Source organism: Streptomyces sp. NPDC056835, assembly GCF_042789485.1.
Taxonomy (GTDB): domain Bacteria; phylum Actinomycetota; class Actinomycetes; order Streptomycetales; family Streptomycetaceae; genus Streptomyces.
The window spans coordinates 1-22,686 of record NZ_JBHUBB010000041.1; the positions used below are offsets into that span (position 1 = coordinate 1).

Below are 22,686 nucleotides of genomic sequence, written 5' to 3' on the forward strand. Positions count from 1 at the left end.
GTACTGGGGCGACCCTCCGCCTTGCGATCGCACGCACCGGCCGCCTCCGAGCCCGCCCTCCGGGCGGACGGCGCTACTTTGAAGACAGGACCTAGATGCCGCCTGCGTCTGGCAGGGTGCGTCGTGGAAGACGGCCGGCCACTGCGGCGGGCCGCAGAGCGTTTCCAGGTCAGCCACACCACCGCGGCCCGGCGGGAATGGAGGACCGCTCCAGCCGCCCACACCACCAGCCCCTGCGCACACCCGACGCCGTCGAGGAACAGGTCATCCGCCTGCGGCGCCTGCCGGGCCACCCATGTCCGCGGCCAGCGCCGCGTAGATGTACTCGCTGCCCCAGCGATCCCCGTCGAGGTCGTTCTCGACCAGGTGCGCCTCCCGACGCATCCCGAGGCGCTCACAGACCCGCACAGACCCGGTGTTCTCCACATCCAGCCGTGCGTAGAGCCGATGCACGCCCAGCCTGTCGAAGGCAAACCCGGCCAGCGCCACGGCCGCCTCGGTCGCATAGCCGTGCCCCTCGTGACGTGGGTCGAGAGTCCAGCCGATCTCGGCCTGGGCGGCGTGGGCACTGGCCAGGGTGAGCGTCACCTCGCCGAGAACGCCGGGCTCATCGCGTCGGCACACAGCGAGCGCCAGCTTGTCCCCGTCGGCGCGCCAAACCGAGTGCGCCGCGCGCTCGGCCGCAACCTGCTCGCTGCGCTCCCGCGTGTGCGCCGGCCGGTACAAGTAGCGCGCCACGCTCGGCAGGCTCTGGTAGGCGTGAAGGTCGTCGACGTCGCCGGGAGTGAACAGACGCAGCGACAACCGGGGCGTGGTCATCGGCAGCAGAGAGGCGATGTCCATGCGGACCTCCGGAACGCGGATTTGATCAAGATGCGGACCGATTGTCGCATCACGACTGACGGGCAGCCACGCCTTTTCAACAGCAGCGCCCGACAGCCCCACTCCACCACCCGGCGCGGCATTCCAGGAGTTGTTCACTGACCCACGCTCCTAGGGCCTGTCTCAAATGTCACGTCTGTCCGGCGAGCCGTCGACGGGAAGCGGGGCCGGTGGGAAGATCACCGCCCGCAGGGGCGCCAGCAGTTCATTGACGTGCTCGATCCCCTCGGGCGTTCCCAGCGGGAGCGGCGTCGTCGCCGAGGGTTTCAGCGCGTCGGGGGCACCGCGGTCGCCGAAGAACATCAGGGACTCCAGGGGCCGGTTGCGGCGCGCCTGCCAGCGCAGGCCCTGGGCCCAGGGGGCGCTGTCGCGCAAGTACCGGGCCCAGCGGCGGGTGAAGGCGTACTGCGGGCCGTCGGCCTCGACGAGCCAGCCGTCCTGGCACACCGCCGCCAGTTCCACCGCCGAGCACAGCGACACCACCCGCAGATCCTCGGTGACCTCCAGCGCGGACAGGGTCCGCTCCGCGACCTCATGGCCGAGGATCACCCGTACCCCGAGCCTCATGTCGAAGTCCCGGTCGCGCAGCAGCACTTCGGCGAGCGCCGTCGCGGGGTCGGGCGCGGCGTACAGGAACGGGTACGGGCTCTCGGTGACGCCGTCGAAGCGTGAGCCGCCGAAGTAGGGATCGGCGGGACGGGGGTTGAAGTCCGTCACCGCGCGGGTGGATCTATGGACCCGCCACAGCACCGTTCCGGCGGGGACGGTGTGCGCGTGGGGGAAGACCGGTACGTCCGGCAGGGCCTGCGCGGTCATGTCAGTCCTCCCCCAGGGTCGCACCGGCGCAGGCCACCAGATCGTCGTCCCTGTCCGCGCCCAGCAGATCGGCGGGCGGGTTCCCCAGCCAGACGTTCGTGGCCAGCCACCAGGCGGTCACGCCCCATGGGTCCCGGTCGGCGCCGAGCAGCCGGTTGACCCGTACCACCACCTCCCGGGGCCGGCCCGAGGGCTCGAACTGGAAGCGGGGGAAGGCCGTCGCCGCTCCGGGCCTGTCCAGCCGGATGAGGTCGCGCGCCACTCCGTTCCGGCGCAGGGCGCGTGCCTCGTCGTCGCTGAGCACGGGGGTGACCGCGAGCACGCGCTTGCGGACGAGGTCCATGAGCGCGGCGGGTCCGGGGACCGTGGTACCGGCGCCCTCCGGCTCGAAGGAGAGACCGGCGAGGGCCAGGATGGCCGCCGCCTCCGCGTCGATGGCCGCGCGGTCCAGTACGTCCGGAGCCCGCCAGTTGGCCTGCCGCAGGATCGCCAGCGCCACCGGGTGGTCGGGCGGCAGCGCCTCGGCGAGGGCGAGCAGCAGCCGTCTCGCGTACGGCTTCGGGTCACTGGCGGCTCGCATCCGGGCCTGGATCGAGGCGACTTCGGCCCGGTCGCGGGCGTCGAGCCGCGCGACCAGGTCGGCCCGGTGGTCCGCCACGATCCTGTTCAGGTCTGCCAAGCTCATCGGCGTCAACTCCGGCTGGACGGTGGGAGGTCAGCGGCCCTGGTGGGTGTACGCGGCCCAGGCGTGGATGTGGAGGTGTTCGGGGTCGGTCACCTGCCCGGCCATCAGCCGGCTCATGCCGGGGACGGGCGCGCGCTCCGGGTCGAGCATCCACAGCTGCGCGGCGCGCAGGGCGTGTGCGGGGGTGACGCCCTGGGAGAGATGGTGATGGAGCACGGTCATGAGCAGGCCGCTCGGCCGGTCCGGTACGTTCCAGCGCGAGCCGACGACACCGGTCGCTCCCGCGGTCAGGAAGGCGGTGGCGAGAGTAAGTGCCTCGTCATGGTCACGTTCGCTCAGATCGCTGAGACAGGCGTTGAGCACGACCAGACCGCCGGGGCTGCCGGGGCGGCGGCCCGCCGCCCGTTCCAGCACCCGGGAGATCGGGAGCTTCAGCTCGGTCCGCGCGGCACGCTCGCTCTCCCGGGTCCCGCCGAAGAGCAGGGCCGAATCGAGCGGGACCTCTCGGGTGTCGGCGTGGCAGCCGAGATGGAGGAGGGAGGCGCCCGGCTCTCCCCGGCCGGGCAGGCAGGCGAGTACGCGCTCGGGAAGTCGGGCGTGTTCCTCGGCCGTTTCCGTCTCGGCACCCAGGATGCGGGCCTGTGGGTAGTGGGCGTCGCGGATGCCCTCCGCCTCCAGGACCGGCCACAGGAGGTCGCCGCTGGGGTCGAGAACGATGACGGGGTCGTCGGCGGGCGGCAGTTGGTCGCGTCCGGCCGCCTCCGCGAACTGCCTGCCACTCGCCGCGTAGGACACCACCGCGTCCTGGATCACATACCGGTACGCCGTCGCGTCGCCGGTGCCGGGGGCCGGGGCACGGGCGGCGTGCCAGGTGACCACGCCGAGGGTGGAGCAGGGCACAAGCACCAGATGCGGGGGCCGGGCGCGGTCCCGGTCCCAGGCCGCGATCTCGTCGAGCACCGGTCCCATGGCCGCCGGGTACGCCCAGTCGCAGAGGCGATCCAGCGCGGCCCGCCAGTCGCTCTCGGCGCTTTCGCGCCCGGCGCCGCGGGCCCGGGAGAACGCCGTGCGGGCGGAGATGTAGGACCGGAGTGGAGCACAGGCACGCCGCGCCAGTCCGGGCAGGGGTACGTGGACGACGCGGCCCTCCGTGTCCACCAGCAGCGCGGCGCCGGGGGCGTCGCTGTCCTCGGGCCCGTCCAGGAGGTAGACCAGCGCGTCGGCGTCCACCGCGGCGAGGGACTTGCCGAGCGCCGCCGGGGTGAGCGCTTCGTGCAGGTTGTGCCGGCCGTCGTGTTCGGCGAGTACGCCCAGTGCCTCCCGCCGCAGCTCGCTGGGGATCTCCCCGCCGGGCATGCCCTGTTCGAGGAGGAGCCGCACCGTACCGCGCAGGCTCTCGGTCAGGACGGCGTCCCGGTCCGCCGCGCCACCGGATCCGGGTGCGGGCGCGGGCGCCGAGGGGGGCACCGGAGGCAGCACCGGCTCCGGGCTGTCGAGTACACGCTCGCGCCAGCGGTCGGCGAGATCCGACCGCCCGGCGGCCACCAGCCGGTCCGGTACGTCGGTCGCGGTGGTCGAGGCGCGCAGTACGAGCGCCCGCCCCAGTTCCAGCGCCTCCACGGCCGTGCGCGGATGTCCGTCCGCCAGACTCCAGTGCGCGACGCGTACGGCCCTGCGCGCCGCACCCCTGGCCGGGAGCAGTCCGTGGTGGGCACCGCGCTGGAGCATCACCTCCGCGGCCACGGTCCGGATCACGGCGAGACCCGCGTCGACCGCGGCGGAGGGGTCGCCCGCCGCGGGGTCGCCGCGCCGCCGGTATCCGTCGGCGAGGCCGTCCAGTACGGCCACGGCCGCGATGGGCGGCGTATCGGGGCCCATCCGCTCGCGGGCGCGCTCCAGGCCGAGCAGCGCCGTCGCCAGTACCTCCGGATCGTCGTTGAGCAGGTTCAGCAGCAGCCGGGCCGAGCCGAGGGCGCAGTGCCCCACGAGGCGTACGTCCGCGGGAAGCCCCGACTCGTCCGCCATCAGCTCTTCCAGCAGGGACGTCCCGCGCCGCAGTTCGGCGGTGTCCCCGCGGACCGTCCCTCGCACCACGGCGGCCAGCCCGCCGAACGCGGCCGCCATCGGCCGGAACCAGGCGACGGAGGGGTCGTCACCGAGCGCCGCCTCGTCCAGGAGGTCCAGCGCGGCGGACAGTTCGTCCCAGTTTTTGTTCGTCTCGGCCTGTCTGATCGCGCCGAAGGCCCTGGCGATACTCAGCGATGCGGGCCACAGGTGTGAGCCGTCGCGCTCGACGAGGGTATGGAGCTCGGCGAGCGCGTCCGCCGCGCCGGCGCCTTCCTCATGGGCACGCAGTTGCAGGGCGAGGGCCCGGAAGGTCTCGCCGAACTTCTGATATCTGGCGGGGCGCTTCAGCGGCCGGTGCGCGGCCGCGGCGCCGGTGGCGTGGTCCAGGAAGATCAGTCCCGTATCGGCGTCCTGGCGGGTGCCGTGGCGCAGATAGTGGTAGCCGAGCGTGCCGCCCAGCATCGCCAGAGCGGCCGGGGCGACGGCGTGCTCCGCCGGGATCAGTTCGGTGGCCCTGCGCAGATGCGCCAGGGCGCGCCGGCTGTCCTCCGTCTCTCCGGAGATCACGGCCCGGAGCATCAGCGAACCGCCCACCTGGAGATGGGCGACGCCGGGGTGGGAGTCGTCCGGGGCGAGCCCGGCCGTACGCTCCAGCATGTCGTCCGCGGCCTCCAGCGCCTCGGACAGACCGTTCGTCGGGACGGCCCGGGGAGCGGGCGCGCCGTCGGGACGCCAGCGCAGCAGCGCGCGCACCCCGGCCACGACCGACTCGTCCACCAGCTCCGGGGAGCGGTGCCGCAGCGCCTCCAGGAACTGCCGCGAGCCGAGAAGATCCAGCACCGAGTCGTGCCACGGGCTGCCGGCGGTGATCTCCGCCCTCGCCCTGGCCAGCACGGCGGACGCGGCCTCCAGATCCTCGTCGGTGCCCGAGTCCGACGCCCGGTCCAGATACTCCTGCGCCAATTCGCCGAGCAGCGCGTCCCGCAGGAGGTGTCCCGGGGGAAGCGTGTCGATGGCCTCCTCCAGCGCCGGGCCGGTCTCACCGGGCGTGCCGTCGGTGTGGCGGGACACCTCCAGGGCGGCCAGTCGCGCGAAGGACTGGAACTCGGTCCGGTTCACGGCGCCCTTGGGCATCAGCCCCACCCCCTGCTGGAACAGGGGCAGCGATCTCATCAGCGACAGGGGATCGAAGGGCTGTCCGAGCGCCATGCGCAGCACCGGTACCACCCCGAGCATGAGCTTCAGCGAGCCATGGACGGGTTCCGGCCACCGCGGGCAGGCGCTGCTGTACTGGAGATAGCCGATCGACTCGTCGAGATGGGCGACGAGTCGCGCCCGCACCGCGGGATCGCTCGGCGGAGCCTGCATCGATCGCCTGGCCGACTCGAAGTCGACGGGGGCGCCGAGTCTCAACTGCCGTGGCAGTGCGGGGAAGAAGAGCATCCAGCCGAGCCACAGCTGGGCGTAGTCATGGTCCCAGGTGCCCGGCCGGGCGGTGTTGAGAACGCGCCGGAACACCGTCAGCGCGAGCTGCCGTTCCTCGTCCTCGCCACCGAACCGGATGTGCCGGATCATCAGTACGCTGCCGAGCCTGACGTCCAGGCGGAGGCGACGGGGATCGTCGAGGGGCAGTTCCCGGTCGGCCTCCATCAGCACGTCCCGTGCCTCCCGCACGGCCAGTTCACTGCTCTTCATCTCCCGTACCCGGTCGGGCGCGAGGGGATCGGCCCCGGTCGTACGGTCTCCCAGCCGCAGGAAGCGATCGGCCAGCGCGATCCCCCAGTCGGCGAGTTGCCGCGCCCGCCCGACCGGGTCCATTCCTTGGATCTCCGTCATCGCGATCCTCCCCTGCGGTCGTCACTGACGTACCGTCAGTGCCACTTCACCGTAACGCCGTTGCCCGTGCCCGGGGGCGGTCATGCCGCCACTGTGCGGTGCGGGGAGGCCGTACGGAGGGGAGCGCCCGGAAGACAACCGGAAGGCGACCTGAAGGCGACCGCTCGAAGGGCCGGCCTTCTCCGGCGGATTTGTTGTCCAAGCCTTTGACGTTGCCGGGCTTGGCAAGGAGTCCCCGTCGGAGCACCGTATAGGGCGACTGGGCGGCCGGGAGCGATCACATCGAACCGGGCTCGCGTACTTGCTTGTTGAACGCTGCGCAGTTCGCCGCGCCGCCAGTCGACCCCCGGTGCGGTGAGCCGCACTGAGGGAAGAGTGGAAGAGACCGGCGTGGAACGAGTCAGCGGGGGACACTCCCCGGACATCACTCTGGAGTCACTGACGACGGAGCCTCTGCTCGGGCGTGAGTATCAGGACCACCCGGAGGCCGTGCACGAGCGGTTACGAAGCCGGCACGGCGCGGTGGCTCCCGTGGACCTGTTGGGTGTACCCGTCTGGCTGGTGCTGGGATACCAGGAAGCCCTGCACGTGCTCCAGAACGACGCGATGTGGCCCAAAGGCATACAGCACTGGCGCGCCCGCAACGAAGGCCGCGTTCCGGACGACTGGCCGGTCGCTCCCGCGCTGGAGGCCGACAACACGATGGCGCGCGGCGGGGCCGACCACACCAGGTACAGGACCGCGTGGGACGCGGCGCTGAAACCCTTCCAGGACCCGGGTCATCCGCAGTCCCGCCGGCTCAAGGACAACATCCGCAGGACCGCGAACGAGCTCGTCACGCTCCTCGCCCAGGAGGGCAGGTCGGGTGCGGCGGATCTGGCCGCGCGGTTCACCCGGCCGCTGCCCCTGATGGTGGCCGGCGAGCTGCTGGGCGCCTCGGGATCCCAGAGCGAGCGGACCCTCATGGACATCTGGCGGATCCTGGACGCCGGACCCGACTCGGCCGTGGCCTCCGGGCGCGTACACACCGCCATGTACGCCCTCGCCGAGGAGAAGCGGCGCCGGCCCGGCGAGGATTTCCCCTCCTACATGCTGGCCGCTCAGCCCCGGCTGACGTCCTCGGAGCTGGCCCACGAACTCACCATGCTCATGGGGATGATCGCCGACCACGCGGGCATCCTCATCGCGAACGCCGTCGTCGAGATCATCACCGGCGACGGCCGCGCACGCGCGAGCCTGTCGGCGGGCATGATCCGCGAGACCGTCAACCATGTCGTCCTCCGGAAGCCTCCGCTGGCCAACTTCATGCCGCGGTTCCCGCTCAGGGACCAGCGGCTGGGTGAGTACGTCATCCGGGCGGGCGAGCCGGTATGGATCGCCACCGCGGCCACGCACGCGGACCTGCGCTCGGCGGCCGGGGCGTCGGCGGACCGGGCGACGAGCACGCGCGCGCATCTCTCCTGGGGAGCGGGACCGCGGCAGTGCCCGGCGCGTGAGCTCGCGACCACGATCACCACCCTGGCCCTTGAGTGCCTGTTCGAACATTTCGCACTGCTGGAACTGGCCGTACCGGCGGACCAGCTCCCCTGGCGCTCCTCGCCGTTCATAAGGGGCCTGCGCTTCCTGCCCATCAGATACGAGCTCAGGGCCGACTACGAGATCCCCTCCCCCGAGCGGTCGGCGGCCGACGAACGGACGGCGAGCGAGGAACGGTCCGCCCCGGCCTCCACACTGCGGCGGCTCCTCGCCGGCACGGTCACCGGGACGGTAGATCCCTACTCGTTCTAGGCCCTGTCTTCAAAGTCCCGCCTGCTCGGCGACGCCCGGCACGCACGCTCGCCGCGTTGTCGGGATCACCCCAGTACATCCAGTACTGGGGCGACCCTCCGCCTTGCGATCGCACGCACCGACCGCCGCCGAGCCCGCCCTCCGGGCGGACGGCGCTACTTTGAAGACAGGACCTAGCCCTGTCCGGTCGGACAGAAGCTAGACGCTTGCTTGAGGGCGTGGGGGGCGGGGCGGGTCAGGGGGTGTCGCCCTGCCAGTCCCACAGCCCCGGGTCCGCGGGCCCGGGGCCGTACAGCGCGTGACCCCCGGGCCCGTACGCGCCGATCTCGGTGGCCAGCACGGCGCCTTCCCGTAGCTGTCCGGCCGTCCAGCCGGTGACATCGAGAAGCAGGCCGTCCAGCGGGCCCGCGACCAGCTCCCGGTAGACATGGCCGGGCCGGGGCCCCGGGTCCGGGTCGTCGTGGTCGGCGCCGTACACCCGCCGCCGTATCAGTTCGTCCATGACAGCCAGCGTCCCACCCACCACTGACACTCACGCTCAGTGGACGAGCCGGCCCCTCAGACCGCGACCGGCAGCGATTCCAGTCCGCGGATCACGAAGTTCGGCTTGCGTACGGGCTCGGCGGCCAGACGCAGTCCGGGGGCCAGCTCCAGCACGGCGGCCATGGAGGCGGCCAGTTCGATACGGGCCAGTGGCGCGCCGATGCAGTAGTGGATTCCCGCGCTGAACGATATGTGCGGGTTGTCCCGGCGGGCCAGATCCAGGCCGTCCGGGTCGGCGAAGACCGCCGGGTCGCGGTTGGCGGAGCCGAAGAGCAGGGCGACCTCGGCTCCGCGCGGCACGGTGGTACCGCCGATCTCGACCGGATCGAGCACCCAGCGCTCGAAGAGCTGGAGCGGCGTGTCGTAGCGCATCAGCTCCTCGACGGCGGTGGGCAGCAGGGCCCTGTCCGCGCGCAGGGCGGCGAGCTGTCCGGGGTGCCGGAAGAGCGCGTACCACCCGTTGACGGTGGCGTTGACGGTCGCCTCGTGCCCGGCGTTCAGCAGCAGCGCGCAGGTGGCGACCATCTCGGCCTCGGTCAGCTTCTCGCCCTGGTCATGGGCGGCGATGAGCCCCGAGATCAGGTCCTCGCCCGGCTTCTCGCGCCGTACGGAGATGAGTTCACGCAGATACGCGGAGAACTCCTGGGAGGCGACGACCGCGCGGCGGGCCGTCTCCTCCGACGGGTTCAGCTCGTACATGCCGACGATCGCCGCCGACCACGGCCGCAGCAGCGCCCGGTCCGCCGCCGGGACGCCCAGCATCTCGGCGATGACGGCGACCGGCAGCGGTTCCGCGACGGACTCCAGCAGGTCGCCCCCGCCGCGCTCCACAAGCCGCTCCACCAGCTCGGTGGCGAGCCGCCGCACATACGGCTTGAGCTGTTCGACCGTACGCGGGGTGAACGCCTTCGACACCAGGCGCCGGATCCGGGTGTGGTCCGGTGGCTCCAGCTCCAGCATGCCGTGGTCGTTCAGCTCGTGGAACGGTTCACGGCCGGGCGGCGGCGCGGTCTTCCCGAACTCCTCGTGGCTGAATCGGTGCCCGTAGGAGCGGCCGAGCCGCCGGTCCCGGAGCAGCGCCGCCACGTCCGTGTGGTGCGGGACGAGCCATTGGTCGCTCGGCTCGTAGTAGTGCACCCGGCCGCGGGCGCGCAACTCCGCGTAGGCGGGGTAGGGGTCGGCGAGGAACGCGCTCGACCGGGGGGCGAAGTCAGGCATTCCAGGAAGGTATCCGGTGGCGGGAACGAAGACCAGTGCGGTCCGGCCGTGACGGAGTGGGGCAAAGGGGACAGCGCGCCGCGCGCGCCGGGCACCGCGACCGGCAACGACGTACCGGTGCCGATGCTCCAGGCCCGGCGCGACGACAAGGTCCGCTACGAGGCGGTGACCTTGTGCACGGTTGGCCTGTCCATGACCATGGAGCGCCGGATCACTCACGCAGCCGTGGAAGGGACTCGCCATGCCGCAGCACCCCACCGGGATACCTCGAAGGACCGCCCTGTCCGCCACCGTCGCGACCGCCGTCGTGGGCGTTCCCGCGCTGGCTTCGACGGCGACGGCGCTCCCCGCGGCCGCGTCCACCGGGCGGGGATCCGCGGACCGTCCCGCCACCGCCCAGTCCCCCGACCGGGAGTTGCGGGAACTGCTCAAGGAGGTCGACCGTGACCGGATCGAGGCGACCGTACGCCGGCTCGCCGCCTTCGGGACGCGGCACACGCTGTCCTCCCAGGACGATCCCGAGCGCGGGATCGGTGCCGCCCGGGACTGGATCTTCGCCGAGCTGAAGCGGTACGCCGAGGCGTCCGGCGGCCGGATGACGGTGGAACTCCAGTCGTATGTGCAGGAGCCCGCCTCACGGATCCCGGTGGCGACCCGTATCACCAACGTCGTCGCGACACTGCGTGGTTCGGTCGACCCCGACCGCATCCATGTCGTCTCCGGCCACTACGACTCGCGTGCCACCGACGTCATGGACGCGGTGAGCGACGCGCCGGGCGCCGATGACGACGCCTCCGGTGTCGCGGTGGCGATGGAGCTGGCCCGTGTGATGGCGAGACGGCGGCCCGCCGCGACCATCGTGTTCGCCGCCGTGGCCGGTGAGGAGCAGGGGCTGTACGGGGCCGCGCACATGGCGGAACGGTTCAAGGCGGCGGGCGCCGACGTCCGGGCCATGTTCACCAATGACATCGTCGGCAGCCCCCGGGCCGACGACGGCAGCCGTGACCCGTACACCGTGCGGCTCTTCGCCGAGGGCGTGCCCACCTCCGAAACCCCGCAGGAGGCCGCCACCCGCCGCTCGATCGGCGGCGAGAACGACTCGGCGACCCGTCAGCTGGCGCGATTCGTCCGGGACGTCGCGAGCAACGACGCCACGGGCATGGACATCCGGGTGATCTACCGCCGCGACCGCTATCTGCGCGGCGGTGACCATATCCCCTTCCTCGAACGCGGCTACAGCGCGGCCCGGTTCACCGAGCCGGCCGAGGACTTCGCGCACCAGCACCAGGACGTCCGGGCGGAGGACGGAACGCAGTACGGCGATCTGCCCGAGTTCTGCGACTTCGGCTATATCGCCCGCGTGGCGCGCGTCAACGCCGCGGTGCTGTGGACGCTCGCCCAGGCCCCGGCGACGCCGGGCGGGGTGAAGATCGTCACCAGCTCGCTGACCAACTCCACGGAGCTGGTGTGGGAGCCGGGGACCGAACCCGGTCTGGCCGGTTACGAGGTGGTGTGGCGCGAGACCACCGAGCCGGAGTGGACGCATGTGATCAGGGTCGGTGACGCGACGAGTCACACCGTTGACCTGTCCAAGGACAATGTCTTCTTCGGCGTCCGCGCGGTGAACCGGTCCGGTCATCGCAGCCCGGTGGCCTTCCCCGTACCGCAGCGCTGACCGTTCCCCGTCCGTCGAACGGCCGCGGGACGAAGCCCCGGGGCGGGGCGCCGCGCGCCCTGTCCCGGGGCTTCGGATCACGCGCGTACGTCAGTGCCGCAGGGCCCGGAACCGGCCATTCGCCGGCACCTGTCCACTCCTCAGACGAAGGGCACGTCAAGGCACGCGAGCCGGGCCCCCGCGGTTCCCGCCTCACCTGGATCCGTCATCGTGCCGTGGTCGTGGATCACCACGGAACGCGCCTCGCCCCGCCGGAAGCGCCAGTCGTGCCCGGACTCGGCGGCGCCCCGCCCCCGGACGTCGGTGGTGAGGTCCAGCCAGACCTCGTTGGCCGCGTTCGCGTAGGCGGGGTCGGTGGAGGGCTGGTGCGGATCCTTGACGTTCTGGTAATGCGGCCCCGCGTCCTCCGGGGCGCGGCCACAGGGCTTGGTGTGCACATGCGCCCCGTACACACGGTCCGGGCGCAGTCCGGACACGGCGAGTTCGATCCCGGTGGTCCTGGCACCGGTGCGCTCGACGACGGTGATGTGCGCGCCCACGGGCACCTTCGTCACGTCGTACGTCACCACGTCCGGCGGGAAGTACGGGGACGGCGGCAGGAATCGGCCCTCGGCCCTCACCGCGGGGGACGCGCCGTGGGCCGATGCCGCCGATGCCCCCGTGGGCGGCGTCGCGAGCATCGCGCTGACCGCGAGAACGGCTGAAACCGAAGCCTTGGAACGGAACGTACGGAACCTCACGAGCGGCCTCCTTCGACGGGTCTGAACAACGAGTCAACGGAGAGGGGCGCGCGGAGGTTGTGCGGGAACCCGAACGGGTCGCGGCCGACCGCCGGCTGACGCGGGGACGGATGACTGTACCTTCCCCTAATCCGAAACGTGCTAATTGCGCCCGGGGCCCCGGTATCGGCCTACCGCTAGGCTCCGCTCAATGCGCTCCCCACACCTCGTGCTCCTACGACTGGGCGCGGCGCGGCGTCGCTATGGAGACGGCCGTCGCCGGCCGCTGTCGCATGGGACGGAGCGGGGCCGGGCCGTCGGTATCACGGCCGCCGCGGCGATCGTGCTGGGCGTGGCCCTGACCGGATACGCGTCCGACACGGGGGTACGGGACGCGGGTACGGCGGCGGACCTGCCGGCGCCGGCGGACCAGGCCCCGCGGGGGCCGGACGAGACAGGGTTCGGGGGTCCCGCCCTACCCGCGCCGGCGCCGTGCTCGTCCCCTGCCGGTGTCGTCCTCTCCGGGCACAACGCCCTCGGGAGCTTTCCCGCCACCGCCGGCCGTATCGCTCTGCCCGCTCTCCCCCGTACGTTCACCTACGGCGTGCCGTCCCGTACCGGAACAGCGAGGACCCTGCCATGACCACCGCCCGTGCCCTCCTCGACGAGCCCGCCGAACCGCACATCCTGTTCGTGGAGGACGACGCGGTGATCCGCGACACCGTCCGGATCGCGCTCCAGCGCTACGGCTTCACCGTCTCCACCGCGGCCGACGGCCTCACCGGCCTTGAACTCTTCCGGAGCGCACACCCGGATCTGCTGCTGCTCGACGTCATGCTGCCGGAGCTGGACGGTATCGGACTGTGCCGGAAGATAAGGGAGTTCAGCCTCGTGCCGATCCTCATGGTGACGGCGCGCGGCGACGACCTGGGCATGATCTCCGGTCTTGAGGCGGGCGCCGACGACTATGTGGTCAAGCCGTGCGAGAGCGCGGTGCTCGTCGCGCGCATACGGTCGCTGCTGCGCCGTGCCTCCTTCGCGTCCGTACGTGAGGAGCCCGTGCGCGAGGAGGCCGGGACGGCGCGCGCCGGGACGCCGGACGGCGCGCGCGGCGAGGAGAGGGCGGGGGCGGCGGACGGCAGGGGCGTCCTCGCCTTCGGCGACCTGACCATCGACACCTGCGGCATGGAGGTGCGGCGCGCGGGCGAGGTGGTGGCGCTGACCCCTACGGAGCTGCGGCTGCTGCTGGTCTTCGCCGCGTCGCCCGGTGTCGTACTGGAACGGCGGACGCTGCTGAGGAAGGTATGGGACCACGCCTGGGACGGTGACGCCCGGGTGGTGGATCTGCATGTGAAGCGGCTGCGCGCCAAGATCGACGCCGAGCGGATCGAGACCGTACGCGGCTTCGGATACAAGCTGCGGCGCTGACCATGCCCGAGCGTCGGCTGTCCTCCCTGGCCTCCGGGTTCCGGCCGCGGTCCTTGCAGTGGCGCATCGCGGGGCTGGTGACCGCGGCGGCCTGTCTGGCCGTTGTCGTCCTGATGGTGCTGGTCCACCGGGCCTCGCGCGCCTTCGAGTTGGAGCAGTCACGCTCGGTCGCCATGCTCACGCTCGAACGGGCCTCCGTGTCCTATGCGCGTACGGGACTGGTCAGCGGCACGGGCGCCGAGCTGGACGCGGCCGGGGTGCCCGGCGAGCTGCGGTCGCTGGTGCGCCAGGGCCGGCACGGTACGCAGTACGCGGACGGTCCCGATGGCCCCGCGATGTGGGCGGCGCGCCCCGCGGGCCCGCGGATCCTGTCGGTGCGGCTCGCGTTGAGCACCACGCTCGGCGATCTGGACGCGTTCAACAAGAGCATTCTGCGGGCGGGCCTGCTGACGACCGTGGTCGTACTGCCGCCCGTCTGTCTGGTGGCCCGCGGGATGAGCCGCAGACTGCGCATGGCCGCGGGCACCGCGCGGCGGATAGCTGCCGGTGATCTGGACGCCCGGATATCCGCGCGGCCCCGCCCGTTCGACGAGATAGCCGAGATCTCCGGCGCGGTCGACTCGATGGCGGCCTCGCTCCAGGCGCGGCTGCGCGGCGAGCAGCGCTTCACCGCCGATGTCGCGCATGAGCTGCGCACGCCGCTGATGGGTCTGGTCACCTCCGCCGAACTCCTCCCGGACGGTGAGGCGGAGCGTTATGTACGGGACCGGGTGCGCACGCTGTGCGCGCTGGTGGAGGATCTTCTGGAGATCTCCCGGCTCGACGCGGGCGTGGAGCGGGCGGACCCGCAGCACTGCGCGCTGGTGGAACTGCTCGAAGAGACCGTGGAGCGGGTCGCGGTCCCGGCGGCGGTGCTGGGCCCTGTCGCCGTGATCCGTGGCGCGGCGGGCCCCGCGGACATTCGGGTGTGGACCGATCCCCGCAGGCTGGAGCGTATCGTCGCCAACCTCGTCGTCAACGCGCACCGGCACGGCCGGCCGCCGGTGACGGTCACGGTGGGCGTGGACGCCGACACCGGCGTGCCGACGGTCTCCGTGCGCGACAGCGGCCCCGGCTTCCCGGCCGGGCTGCTCGACGACGGCCCCCAGCGGTTCCGTACGGGCGCCCCCGAACGCGGTACGGGACACGGTCTCGGGCTGACCATCGCGCTCGGACAGGCACAAGTCGTCGGCGCCACGCTGACGTTCGGCAACGCGCCCGACGGCGGGGGCGCCGTGGTCGTCGTACGCCTGCCGCGCGGTCCGGCGGCGGAGCGGATACCGGGCTGACGCGAGATACCGGGCTGACACGCCGTCGACACCGTACAGACACACGGCGGACGTGCCGAGGCCGCACAGCCGAGCCAGTCCTGACCTCCCGTCCGGCCCGGGGCGGACACATTCGCCTCCCAGGATGGCATCACTTCGCGGACGGTCGGGCCCTCCTGGGCCACGCCGCGGAGAGCACCTGAACTGACGACGTCGCAGGGAAGGACTGCCGCGATGAACATGAACACCGCGCGAGAAGAGACCGAGGCCGACGAGACCGTGGTCGACCTCGCGGCGTACGGCGCGCGATTCGTCGAGAACCCCTATCCCGTATACGAGGAGCTGCGCGCGAAAGGACCGGTGCACCGGGTCCGCCTGCCCGGCCAGGAGCGGGACTGGTGGCTGGTCGTCCGCAATGAGGAGGGCCGTCTTCTCCTCGCCGACGCGCGCTTCAGCAAGGACTGGCGCTCCTCGGGGGTCTGGCCGGCCGACGCCCTGCCGATCAACGAGAACATGATCGAGAGCGATCCGCCCAAGCACACCCGACTGCGCGCCCTGGTGACCCGTGAGTTCACCTCGCGGCGGATCGAGGCGCTGGCCCCCCGGGTCCATGAACTGACCGCGGATCTCCTCGACTCGATGGCCGCGGACCCGGACGGGCAGGCCGATCTCGTCGCCGCCCTCTCCTTCCCGCTCTCCATGTCGGTGATCTGCGAGCTGCTGGGCGTGCCGGACCTGGACCGGCGGTCGTTCAAGGAGTGGTCCAACGAGATCGTGGCCCCCACCTCTCCGGAGGCGACCGTCGAGGCCGTACAGGCGGTCACCGCCTATCTCACCGGCCTCATCGAGCACAAGCGCGCCGAACCGGGCGACGACCTGCTGAGCGCCCTCCTGCGCACGACCGACGAGGAAGGGGACAAGCTGAGCCCGGACGAACTCGTCGGCATGGCCTTCCTGCTCCTCGCGGCCGGGCACGAGACCACCGTCGGGCTCATCTCGAACACGGTGCTCGCGCTGTTGCGCCACCCCGACCAACTCGCGCTGCTGCGGGCCGACTACTCCCTCGCCGGCAACGCGGTCGAGGAGACGCTGCGCTACGACAGCCCGGTGGAGAACTCCACCTACCGGTTCGCCACCGAGGACATGGACTTCTGCGGCGCCCGCTTCGAGAAGGGCGATCCGGTCCTCGTGTCGCTCGCCTCGGCCGGGCGCGACGGCGAACGCTTCGAGGACGCCGATCGCTTCGACATCACCCGCACCGCGCGCGGACACCTCACCTTCGGCCATGGCATCCACTACTGCCTGGGCGCCCCGCTCGCCCGGCTGGAGGCCCGGGTCGCGGTCCGGGCCCTGCTGGAGCGCTGCCCCGGTCTGCGGCTCGACACCTCCGAACCCCTCGTGTACCTCCCGGGGATGCTCGTCCGCGGTGTGCGCCGGCTGCCGGTGCGCTGGACCGCGTGAGCCCCGCGACCGTACCGCTCACCCCCCTCTCCACTCCTGCCTCGCTTCTTCCTGTCTCTGTCCCGAGCAACCCGAGCATCCCAAGCACCCCGGAGCACTCCATGAGTACCCATACGGTGAACCCGGCGCGCGACACGGCCCGCAGCCGGATCAGCAAGATCAGCACGGACGACAGCCACACCTTCTTCTTCGATCACCCCCTCGACCACATACCGGGCATGCTGGTCGTGGACACCGCCCTGCGTCAGGCGGAGGACCTGGCCGCGCGGACCGGCCGGGGCGCCGCCGAGCCGCTGCGGGTCCGGGCCCTCGACCTGGCGTTCAACGGTCTGTGCGAGCGGAGTTCCGACGCCTTCGTCCATCTCACGGAGGGTGAGCCCGGCGGGCGCGCGCTCACGGTGGACGTACGCCAGGACGGTGCGAGCGTCTGCTCGGGCTCGCTGCGGCTGGAGCCGGCTCCACGGCGCGAACTCTTCACGGAGGAGCCCCGGCGGGAGGGCCGCCCGGCACGCGCGCCGGCGGAGCTGGTCCACAAACAGTCCGAGGACAATGTGCTGATCGGGCCGCTGACACGGACCGGCGAGCACGCCTACACCACCGTCATGGTCGGGCCGCCCGCCCACCGCTGGCCGGATGTGCACCCCGCGACCGTACTGGTGGAGGCGATCCGGCAGACCGCCACCGCCACCTCCCACACCGTGTGGGACATCCCCACGGACTGGCAGTACATCCTGATGTCGATCCGCCTGACGCTCTCCGACACCCGCACCTGGCCCGCCACCCCCGAACTGGTCTGCCGCGTCAGCCCGTTGAAGGGCCGCGCCCGTGGCGGGATCGACATCGACGTCCTGGTGCGCGGGGCGCGGGTCGGCCATATGCGGCTGGAGGCGCGCGCCGTCCCTCCGGCCGCCTACCGGCGGATGCGCGAGGCGCACAACAGCCCGGCGCGCGACGGGGAGACGGCGCGATGAGGCAGTGGATCACCGAGAAGTTCCCCGCCCTCTTCTTCGTCACCGGATTCCTGGCCGGCGCCGGCGCTCTCGTCCGGGCCGCGCGGGACGGCGCGAGCCCCGCCTTCCCGATGCCCGCGGTGATGATCGGCGTCTATCTCTGCTGGGTCCTGCTGGAGGCGCGGATCACCTTCCGTACGGCGCGAATGCGGGACACCGAGGACGACCACGGTACGGAGATCCTTTACGGTCTGTCACGCTTCGCGACGGTCCTGGCCGCTCTCTACGGTCCGCTGCCGGACGGCGCGCCGCTGCCGGCGGCCGGCCCGCTGCTGCTCCTGCTCGCCGGGATCGCGCTGCGGCTCGTCTCGATCCGTACGCTCGGCGCGTTCTACTCGCACCGGGTACGGAAGGACGCCGACCACCGGATCGCCACCTCGGGCCCGTACCGGCTGCTCAGGCATCCGGCGTACGCGGGGATGATCCTCGCCCATGTCGGGCTGGTGGCGTATTTCCTCAATCCGTTCAGCGTCGCGCTGTTGCTGCTGCTGTTCGTCCCCGCGGTCGTGCGCAGGATCTCCGTCGAGGAGAAGGTGATGTCGACCGTCGCCGGCTATCGCGACTTCATGGCCGGCCGCAAACGGCTGGTGCCGTTCCTGTGGTGACGGGGGCGCGGGGCGCGGACCGGCTGCCGAGGATCGCGCTGACCGGGGCCACCGGTTATGTGGGCGGCGCCTTTCTGCGGCATCTGGCCGGGATGCCGTCGCCCTGGCCGGTCACCGCGCTGGTGCGGCGGCCGCCTCGGCGCCCGCTCCCGTTCGTCACCTACGTACAGGGCGAGATCCCTGGGCGGCTGCCCGTCGGCTTCCCGCCGCCGGGCACCGATGTCCTGGTCCATCTCGCCAACGAGAACCGGAGCCGCGACCGGGAGGTGCTGCACGCCGTGAATGTGGCGGGCACCCGCGCCCTGCTCGGCGCGGCCCCCGACTCCCTGAAGGGCGTGCTGCTCGGCAGCTCCATGTCCGTCTACGGCAGGGGCGCGCAGATCAGGGTGGCCGAGACGGCGCCGGTCCGGCCGTCCACGGCGCTGGGCCGGGCCCGGCTGGGCGCCGAGCGCGCGGTCGCCGAGGGCATGCGGCGCGGCGGGGGAACGGCGTATCTGCTGCGGCCCCGGTTCATCACCGGACGGAACGACCTCTCCTTCCTGCCCGGCATCAGCAGGCTGAGGCGGCTGCCCCTGCGGGTGCGCGCGGAGCGGACCCACTTCAGCGTGATCGATGTCGAGGACTACGGCTCGGTGATCGCCCAGCTCGCACGCCGGGTGCTGGAGCGTGCCGCACACAGCACACCCGTACGTACGGCGGTGAACGTCGGCTACCGCAGGCCCGTGGCCCTCCAGGAACTGTTCGACCTGCTGGCGCCGCCGCCCGGCCCCGGCCCCCTCCGCTGGCTGCCCGCCGCTCCGGCACGGGCCCTGTGTTCCGCCCTGCCGGGGCACGGGGCGTCCCGGCTCAGCGAACGGCTGGATCTGGTCACCCGCTCGCACTGGGCCGATGTCGGCCTCCTGGAGAGCGAGATCGGAACCGCCCTCACCGCGAAATCACCGGAAACGGTGGTGCGCTCCTACCGGGCGTACGAACCCGAACAGGAAACCTCATGATCGAGACACTTGGCGAAGCCATGTCCCCCGACGCCGTCGGCTGGAAGTTCGCCCGGCTGAAGACCCTCCATGACCGGGGTGTCCGGGTCCCGGGACTGTTCTGCCTCACCGGTGCGGCCTTCCACCGTGCGGTGGCACCGGTCGCGGACACCATCGACGCCCTGGTGCGGGACACCGACCTGGACGACTGGGAGCGGGTGCGTGCCACCAGCGCCCGGATCCATGACGTCATCGCCGGGGCGGGCCTGGGTCCCGAGGTGGAGCGGGCCCTCGAAGACCGGCTGGCCGCCGACTTCCCCGACGGTCCACTGCTGGCGGTGCGCGCTTCCGTCATCGGCGCCGGGGGCCAGGGCGAGGACTCGGCGCGGAACCCGTTCGCGGGCATGAGCGACAGCTTCCTCTATGTCCCGCCGTCCGGGGTCAAGGAGGCGGTGCTCAAGTGCTGGGCGTCGGCGTTCAGCCCGGAGGGCCTGCTCTACCGGCATCGTCAGCGCCTGCCGTTCTCCGGCCTTTCGGTCGCGGTCGGCGTCCAGCGGATGGTCTTCGGGGAGCGCTCCCTCGTCCTGTTCACCTGCGATCCCACCAGCTACGCGCGCGATACGGTCATCAGCGCGAGCTGGGGCATCGGCGAGGGCGTCGTCCAGGAGAAGGCCCCGGTCGACCACTACTTCGTGCATTCGCGCACCGGGAACGTCGAGAGCGTCGTGGCGCGCAAGACGACGATGGTCACGCTCGACGCCGAGCGGGGCCACGGCACCGTCGAGACCGCAGTGGCGAGCGAACGCGTCGACGTCCCCGTCCTGAGTGACGAGGAGGCCGGGTCGCTGGCCGCGCTCGGCCGCGACATCGAGAAGGTCTTCGGTGAGCCGCAGGACATCGAGGCGACGATCACCGAGGACGGCCTCGTGCACGTGGTGCAGTCGCGGCCCGTCACCATCGAGGCCGACCGGCACCGTATCTGGAGCAGCGCGAATGTGTCCGAGAGCTTCCCGGACACGACGACCCCGATGACGTACTCGGTGGCCCGGCGCTTCTACTGGCTGCTCAACCACGACTATCTGCGCCGCAGCGGGGTCCCCGAGAGCGAGCTGCACGATCTGCACGAGACGATGACCCGGCTGCTCGGCTTCCTCGACAACCGCATCTACCACAGCATCAACTCCTTCATCAGGATGCTGTCCGCCGTGCCGATGTTCGACAGCGTCCGGCGCGACTGGGAGCGTCTCGTCGCCGAACTCGACACCTTCTACCACCACGAGTCCGCCAAGCCCGCGGGCCTCGGGGCGCGCGGGCGCCGGGCGGTCCGGCTGGTCACCGGCTGGGGCCGGGTGGTACGCGGCTACCGCACCCTGCCACGCGACTTCAAGGACTTCGAGGAGCGGTGGGGCGCGCTGCTGGGGGAGGTACGGACCGGTACGACCGCGAGCGAGCACCCGCTGAAACTCGTCGCCGACTACCGGCACACCTGGCGCACCGCCGGGCAGCTGTGGGGCATCACACTGGTCAACTACCAGTTCATGGTGCTGTTCCACAAAGCCGTCGAGCTGGCCATGGACCGCTGGGGCGTCGATGAGCAGGAGACCCTTTTCAGCCAGCTGCTGTGCGGCGGCCGGCAGCTCAAGGGGGCGGAGATCGCGCTGAGCGCGGTGCGGCTGGCCGAACTGGTACGCGCGGACGCCGGACTCCACGATCTGTTCCTCGGCGGGCGGCCCCGGCGGATCTGGGACGGCTTGGCGGCCGGGAAGCTCCCCCGGGACTTCACCGAGGAGGTGCGCCGGCACATCGAGCGGTACGGCGACCGCGGTATCGCGGAACTGAAGCTGGAGAAGGCCAACCTCCGCGACACCCCGTGGGAGCTGATCCGGCTCGTCCAGCAATACGCGGCGAGCGATCTGACCGTCGCGGACATGGAGGAGGTCGAACGGGCCACGCGGCTGGCCGGAGAGGAGCTGCTGCGTGGCAAGCTGCCGCGTGCCCGGCTGCGGCGCGCCGTCCTGCTGGGCCTGTTCGACCGGCTGCGCACCACCCTGTACTACCGGGAGGTGGGCCGGTACATGCGCAGCGAACTGTTCGGTTACAGCAAGCAGGTGATCCGCGCCCTGGGCGTGGAGCTGCACCGCCGCGACGTGCTCGGCGATCCCGAGGACGTCTTCTTCCTCGATCTCGACGAACTCTTCGGTTTCGTGGACGGGACCGGCTCCACCCGTGATCTGGCGGGGCTGGTCGCGATCAGGCGGCGTGATCTGGAGAAGTCCCGCGCGCTGCGGCCGTTGCGGGAGTTCGCCACCGGCGATGTGGTGGCCACGTCCGTACCGCAGGAGGTGGAGGTGTCGCCGGCCGATACGGAGCGGGGGCTCGCGCTGCGCGGGCTCGGCTCGTGCCCGGGAAAGGTCCGCGGATACGCGCGGGTTCTGTCGAACCCCGGCCTGGACGGGGATTTCCCCGCCGACAGCATCCTCATCACCCGCGAGACGGACCCCGGCTGGCTCTATCTCATGCTCGCCTCGAAGGGGATCGTGGTCGAACGGGGCAGCCTGCTGTCGCACACCGCCATCACGGGCAGGAAGTTCGGCATACCGACGATCGTGGGCGTGCCGGACGCGACGCGGCGGATCCCCGACGGGAGCCTGATCGAGGTCGACGGGGGCACCGGCAGCGTCGTGATCCTGGACGAGGCCCCGCGATGAGTCCGCTGCGAGCGTTCTGGCGGTTCTTCTCCGGGCGCTTCCCCGCCCCCCGCTATCTGGCATACGTGGTGCTGTGGCCGGCGGGCGTCCTGGGCGCGCTCGCACCGCTGCGTCCACCGGGCGCGGCGGTGGGGCCGGGCGCGGCCGAGCAGGTGTGCGGCGCGCTGGCCGTGTTCGTGATCCTGTTCTTCATGCGGGCGGTCGACGAGATCAAGGACCTGGACTACGACCGGGAGTTCAACCCCGACCGCCCGCTCGTGACCGGCGAGACGGAGGTCGCCGCCGTCCGGGTCTATCTGGCGGGGTCGGCGGTGGCCGCTGTGGCGCTGAGCGCGGTCGTGGGCGCGGCGGCGGTCCTGACGGCGGTGCTGATCATGGCGTACAGCCTGTTCCTGCTCCTGCTGGAGCGGGTCTCCGAGCGCTTCCGCGAGAGCGTCTGGGGGAACATCGTCGTCACCATCCAGCTCAAGACCGGGCTGGTCTGCTATGTGGCGCTGCTGGCCCGGTCCGGTGGCGCCGGGACGCCGGCTCTGCCGACGGCGCTCGTGGTGCTCTCCTTCGTACTGGCCTATCTCCACTGGGAGATCGCGCGCAAGACGGTACGGGCGCGGTTCGCCCTGCCCGGCGAGAAGCTGTACTCGACGGCGCGCGGGGCCGCGTGGAGCCTGGGCGTGGCCGTGGTGCTGATGCTCGGGGCCTGTGCGCTGCGCGTGGTGGTGGCCCTGGGGCCGGACGCGGCCGAGGTGCGGCCGGCCGCGCCGGCCGTCCTGGCGGTGCCGCTCGCGCTCGTGCTCCGGAACGTCCTCGGCTTCCGTGGGCACGGCGAGGCGCGGCACAGCGCCGGGGGGCCCGCGTTCGCGGCCTATCTGGCCTTTCTCGCGGCGGGCGCGGCGCAGCCGGCGCTGATGGGCGAGGCGCCGGTCTGGTTCGGCTGAGGCGGGGCGGGCCTGCGTTGCCCCTGCCC

18 protein-coding genes and 1 pseudogene are annotated in these 22,686 nt (G+C 71.9%); 12 read left to right on the forward strand and 7 right to left on the reverse strand.

Going from position 1 to position 22,686, the window contains the following annotated elements; translation table 11 throughout:
- Nucleotides 1–78: 78 nt before the first annotated feature.
- A pseudogene (locus tag ACFRMN_RS33520) lies at nucleotides 79–278 on the forward strand (IS481 family transposase); the annotation flags it as partial.
- Here ACFRMN_RS33520 and ACFRMN_RS33525 read toward each other — a convergent pair.
- The 4 genes from ACFRMN_RS33525 to ACFRMN_RS33540 all read right to left on the reverse strand — a co-directional run bounded on the left by ACFRMN_RS33525 (nucleotide 265) and on the right by ACFRMN_RS33540 (nucleotide 6,286).
- Nucleotides 265–843, reverse strand: a complete 579-nt coding sequence (locus tag ACFRMN_RS33525; protein ID WP_383027105.1) for a GNAT family N-acetyltransferase — start codon at nucleotides 841–843, stop codon at nucleotides 265–267. The pseudogene ACFRMN_RS33520 and the gene ACFRMN_RS33525 sit on opposite strands and share 14 nt — an antisense overlap.
- Nucleotides 844–1,005: 162 nt before the next feature.
- Complete coding sequence (locus ACFRMN_RS33530) at nucleotides 1,006–1,698, reverse strand: RES family NAD+ phosphorylase (RefSeq protein ID WP_383026972.1); 693 nt, start codon at nucleotides 1,696–1,698, stop codon at nucleotides 1,006–1,008.
- Between the two features lies 1 nt (nucleotide 1,699).
- On the reverse strand, nucleotides 1,700–2,383 hold the full coding sequence (locus ACFRMN_RS33535) for a hypothetical protein (RefSeq protein ID WP_383026975.1): 684 nt from the start codon (nucleotides 2,381–2,383) through the stop codon (nucleotides 1,700–1,702).
- A gap of 30 nt (nucleotides 2,384–2,413) precedes the next feature.
- Nucleotides 2,414–6,286, reverse strand: coding sequence for a CHAT domain-containing protein (locus tag ACFRMN_RS33540; RefSeq protein ID WP_383026978.1), 3,873 nt, complete (start codon nucleotides 6,284–6,286; stop codon nucleotides 2,414–2,416).
- Nucleotides 6,287–6,676: 390 nt separating this feature from the next.
- On the opposite strand from ACFRMN_RS33540, the gene ACFRMN_RS33545 reads away from it, so the two are divergent.
- Nucleotides 6,677–8,074 (forward strand): cytochrome, encoded by a 1,398-nt coding sequence (locus ACFRMN_RS33545; protein WP_383026981.1) that lies wholly within the window; start codon nucleotides 6,677–6,679, stop codon nucleotides 8,072–8,074.
- Nucleotides 8,075–8,309: 235 nt separating this feature from the next.
- Here ACFRMN_RS33545 and ACFRMN_RS33550 read toward each other — a convergent pair whose 3' ends face one another.
- Both ACFRMN_RS33550 and ACFRMN_RS33555 read right to left on the reverse strand, forming a co-directional pair.
- A complete protein-coding gene (locus tag ACFRMN_RS33550) occupies nucleotides 8,310–8,576 on the reverse strand; it encodes a hypothetical protein (RefSeq protein ID WP_383026984.1) in 267 nt (88 codons plus the stop codon).
- Nucleotides 8,577–8,632: 56 nt separating this feature from the next.
- Nucleotides 8,633–9,835, reverse strand: a complete 1,203-nt coding sequence (locus ACFRMN_RS33555) for a cytochrome P450 (RefSeq protein WP_383026987.1) — start codon at nucleotides 9,833–9,835, stop codon at nucleotides 8,633–8,635.
- A gap of 241 nt (nucleotides 9,836–10,076) precedes the next feature.
- Between ACFRMN_RS33555 and ACFRMN_RS33560 the strand changes: the two genes are divergently transcribed.
- Nucleotides 10,077–11,510 (forward strand): M20/M25/M40 family metallo-hydrolase, encoded by a 1,434-nt coding sequence (locus tag ACFRMN_RS33560; protein ID WP_383026990.1) that lies wholly within the window; start codon nucleotides 10,077–10,079, stop codon nucleotides 11,508–11,510.
- Between the two features lie 140 nt (nucleotides 11,511–11,650).
- Here the strand turns inward: ACFRMN_RS33560 and ACFRMN_RS33565 are convergent, their stop codons facing one another.
- Nucleotides 11,651–12,250 carry a superoxide dismutase family protein gene (locus ACFRMN_RS33565; RefSeq protein ID WP_383026993.1) on the reverse strand — a complete coding sequence of 200 codons (600 nt, stop codon included), beginning with the start codon at nucleotides 12,248–12,250 and terminating at the stop codon, nucleotides 11,651–11,653.
- A 190-nt stretch (nucleotides 12,251–12,440) separates the two neighbouring features.
- Here ACFRMN_RS33565 and ACFRMN_RS33570 point away from each other — a divergent pair, with 190 nt between their 5' ends.
- The 9 genes from ACFRMN_RS33570 (at nucleotide 12,441) to ACFRMN_RS33610 (ending at nucleotide 22,657) form a co-directional block, all read left to right on the forward strand.
- Nucleotides 12,441–12,872, forward strand: a complete 432-nt coding sequence (locus ACFRMN_RS33570; RefSeq protein WP_383026996.1) for a hypothetical protein — start codon at nucleotides 12,441–12,443, stop codon at nucleotides 12,870–12,872.
- Complete coding sequence (locus tag ACFRMN_RS33575) at nucleotides 12,869–13,657, forward strand: response regulator transcription factor (RefSeq protein ID WP_383026999.1); 789 nt, start codon at nucleotides 12,869–12,871, stop codon at nucleotides 13,655–13,657. Before ACFRMN_RS33570 ends, ACFRMN_RS33575 begins: the two co-directional genes overlap by 4 nt.
- Before the next feature lie 2 nt (nucleotides 13,658–13,659).
- The gene (locus tag ACFRMN_RS33580; RefSeq protein ID WP_383027002.1) at nucleotides 13,660–14,985 is read left to right on the forward strand and encodes a sensor histidine kinase; all 1,326 of its coding nucleotides are present in this window, start codon (nucleotides 13,660–13,662) and stop codon (nucleotides 14,983–14,985) included.
- Nucleotides 14,986–15,198: 213 nt separating this feature from the next.
- Nucleotides 15,199–16,425 carry a cytochrome P450 gene (locus ACFRMN_RS33585; protein ID WP_383027005.1) on the forward strand — a complete coding sequence of 409 codons (1,227 nt, stop codon included), beginning with the start codon at nucleotides 15,199–15,201 and terminating at the stop codon, nucleotides 16,423–16,425.
- A gap of 101 nt (nucleotides 16,426–16,526) precedes the next feature.
- Nucleotides 16,527–17,396 carry an AfsA-related hotdog domain-containing protein gene (locus ACFRMN_RS33590; protein ID WP_383027007.1) on the forward strand — a complete coding sequence of 290 codons (870 nt, stop codon included), beginning with the start codon at nucleotides 16,527–16,529 and terminating at the stop codon, nucleotides 17,394–17,396.
- Complete coding sequence (locus ACFRMN_RS33595) at nucleotides 17,393–18,040, forward strand: methyltransferase family protein (RefSeq protein WP_383027010.1); 648 nt, start codon at nucleotides 17,393–17,395, stop codon at nucleotides 18,038–18,040. The genes ACFRMN_RS33590 and ACFRMN_RS33595 overlap by 4 nt, the downstream gene beginning before the upstream one ends.
- Entirely contained in the window at nucleotides 18,037–19,035 is a 999-nt protein-coding gene (locus tag ACFRMN_RS33600; protein ID WP_383027012.1) for an NAD-dependent epimerase/dehydratase family protein, read from the forward strand. Before ACFRMN_RS33595 ends, ACFRMN_RS33600 begins: the two co-directional genes overlap by 4 nt.
- On the forward strand, nucleotides 19,032–21,722 hold the full coding sequence (locus ACFRMN_RS33605) for a PEP/pyruvate-binding domain-containing protein (RefSeq protein WP_383027015.1): 2,691 nt from the start codon (nucleotides 19,032–19,034) through the stop codon (nucleotides 21,720–21,722). Before ACFRMN_RS33600 ends, ACFRMN_RS33605 begins: the two co-directional genes overlap by 4 nt.
- Nucleotides 21,719–22,657: a hypothetical protein gene (locus tag ACFRMN_RS33610; RefSeq protein ID WP_383027018.1), complete on the forward strand. Its 939-nt coding sequence runs from the start codon at nucleotides 21,719–21,721 to the stop codon at nucleotides 22,655–22,657. The genes ACFRMN_RS33605 and ACFRMN_RS33610 overlap by 4 nt, the downstream gene beginning before the upstream one ends.
- The last annotated feature ends 29 nt before the right edge of the window (nucleotides 22,658–22,686 follow it).

Bases quoted from the DNA above. Each gene is read 5' to 3' on its own strand.
- ACFRMN_RS33525 (WP_383027105.1), bottom strand. From the start codon at position 843: ATGGACATCGCCTCTCTGCTGCCGATGACCACGCCCCGGTTGTCGCTG.
- ACFRMN_RS33530 (WP_383026972.1), bottom strand. From the start codon at position 1,698: ATGACCGCGCAGGCCCTGCCGGACGTACCGGTCTTCCCCCACGCGCAC.
- ACFRMN_RS33535 (WP_383026975.1), bottom strand. From the start codon at position 2,383: ATGAGCTTGGCAGACCTGAACAGGATCGTGGCGGACCACCGGGCCGAC.
- ACFRMN_RS33540 (WP_383026978.1), bottom strand. From the start codon at position 6,286: ATGACGGAGATCCAAGGAATGGACCCGGTCGGGCGGGCGCGGCAACTC.
- ACFRMN_RS33550 (WP_383026984.1), bottom strand. From the start codon at position 8,576: ATGGACGAACTGATACGGCGGCGGGTGTACGGCGCCGACCACGACGAC.
- ACFRMN_RS33555 (WP_383026987.1), bottom strand. From the start codon at position 9,835: ATGCCTGACTTCGCCCCCCGGTCGAGCGCGTTCCTCGCCGACCCCTAC.
- ACFRMN_RS33560 (WP_383026990.1), top strand. From the start codon at position 10,077: ATGCCGCAGCACCCCACCGGGATACCTCGAAGGACCGCCCTGTCCGCC.
- ACFRMN_RS33570 (WP_383026996.1), top strand. From the start codon at position 12,441: ATGCGCTCCCCACACCTCGTGCTCCTACGACTGGGCGCGGCGCGGCGT.
- ACFRMN_RS33575 (WP_383026999.1), top strand. From the start codon at position 12,869: ATGACCACCGCCCGTGCCCTCCTCGACGAGCCCGCCGAACCGCACATC.
- ACFRMN_RS33580 (WP_383027002.1), top strand. From the start codon at position 13,660: ATGCCCGAGCGTCGGCTGTCCTCCCTGGCCTCCGGGTTCCGGCCGCGG.
- ACFRMN_RS33585 (WP_383027005.1), top strand. From the start codon at position 15,199: ATGAACATGAACACCGCGCGAGAAGAGACCGAGGCCGACGAGACCGTG.
- ACFRMN_RS33590 (WP_383027007.1), top strand. From the start codon at position 16,527: ATGAGTACCCATACGGTGAACCCGGCGCGCGACACGGCCCGCAGCCGG.
- ACFRMN_RS33595 (WP_383027010.1), top strand. From the start codon at position 17,393: ATGAGGCAGTGGATCACCGAGAAGTTCCCCGCCCTCTTCTTCGTCACC.
- ACFRMN_RS33605 (WP_383027015.1), top strand. From the start codon at position 19,032: ATGATCGAGACACTTGGCGAAGCCATGTCCCCCGACGCCGTCGGCTGG.
- ACFRMN_RS33610 (WP_383027018.1), top strand. From the start codon at position 21,719: ATGAGTCCGCTGCGAGCGTTCTGGCGGTTCTTCTCCGGGCGCTTCCCC.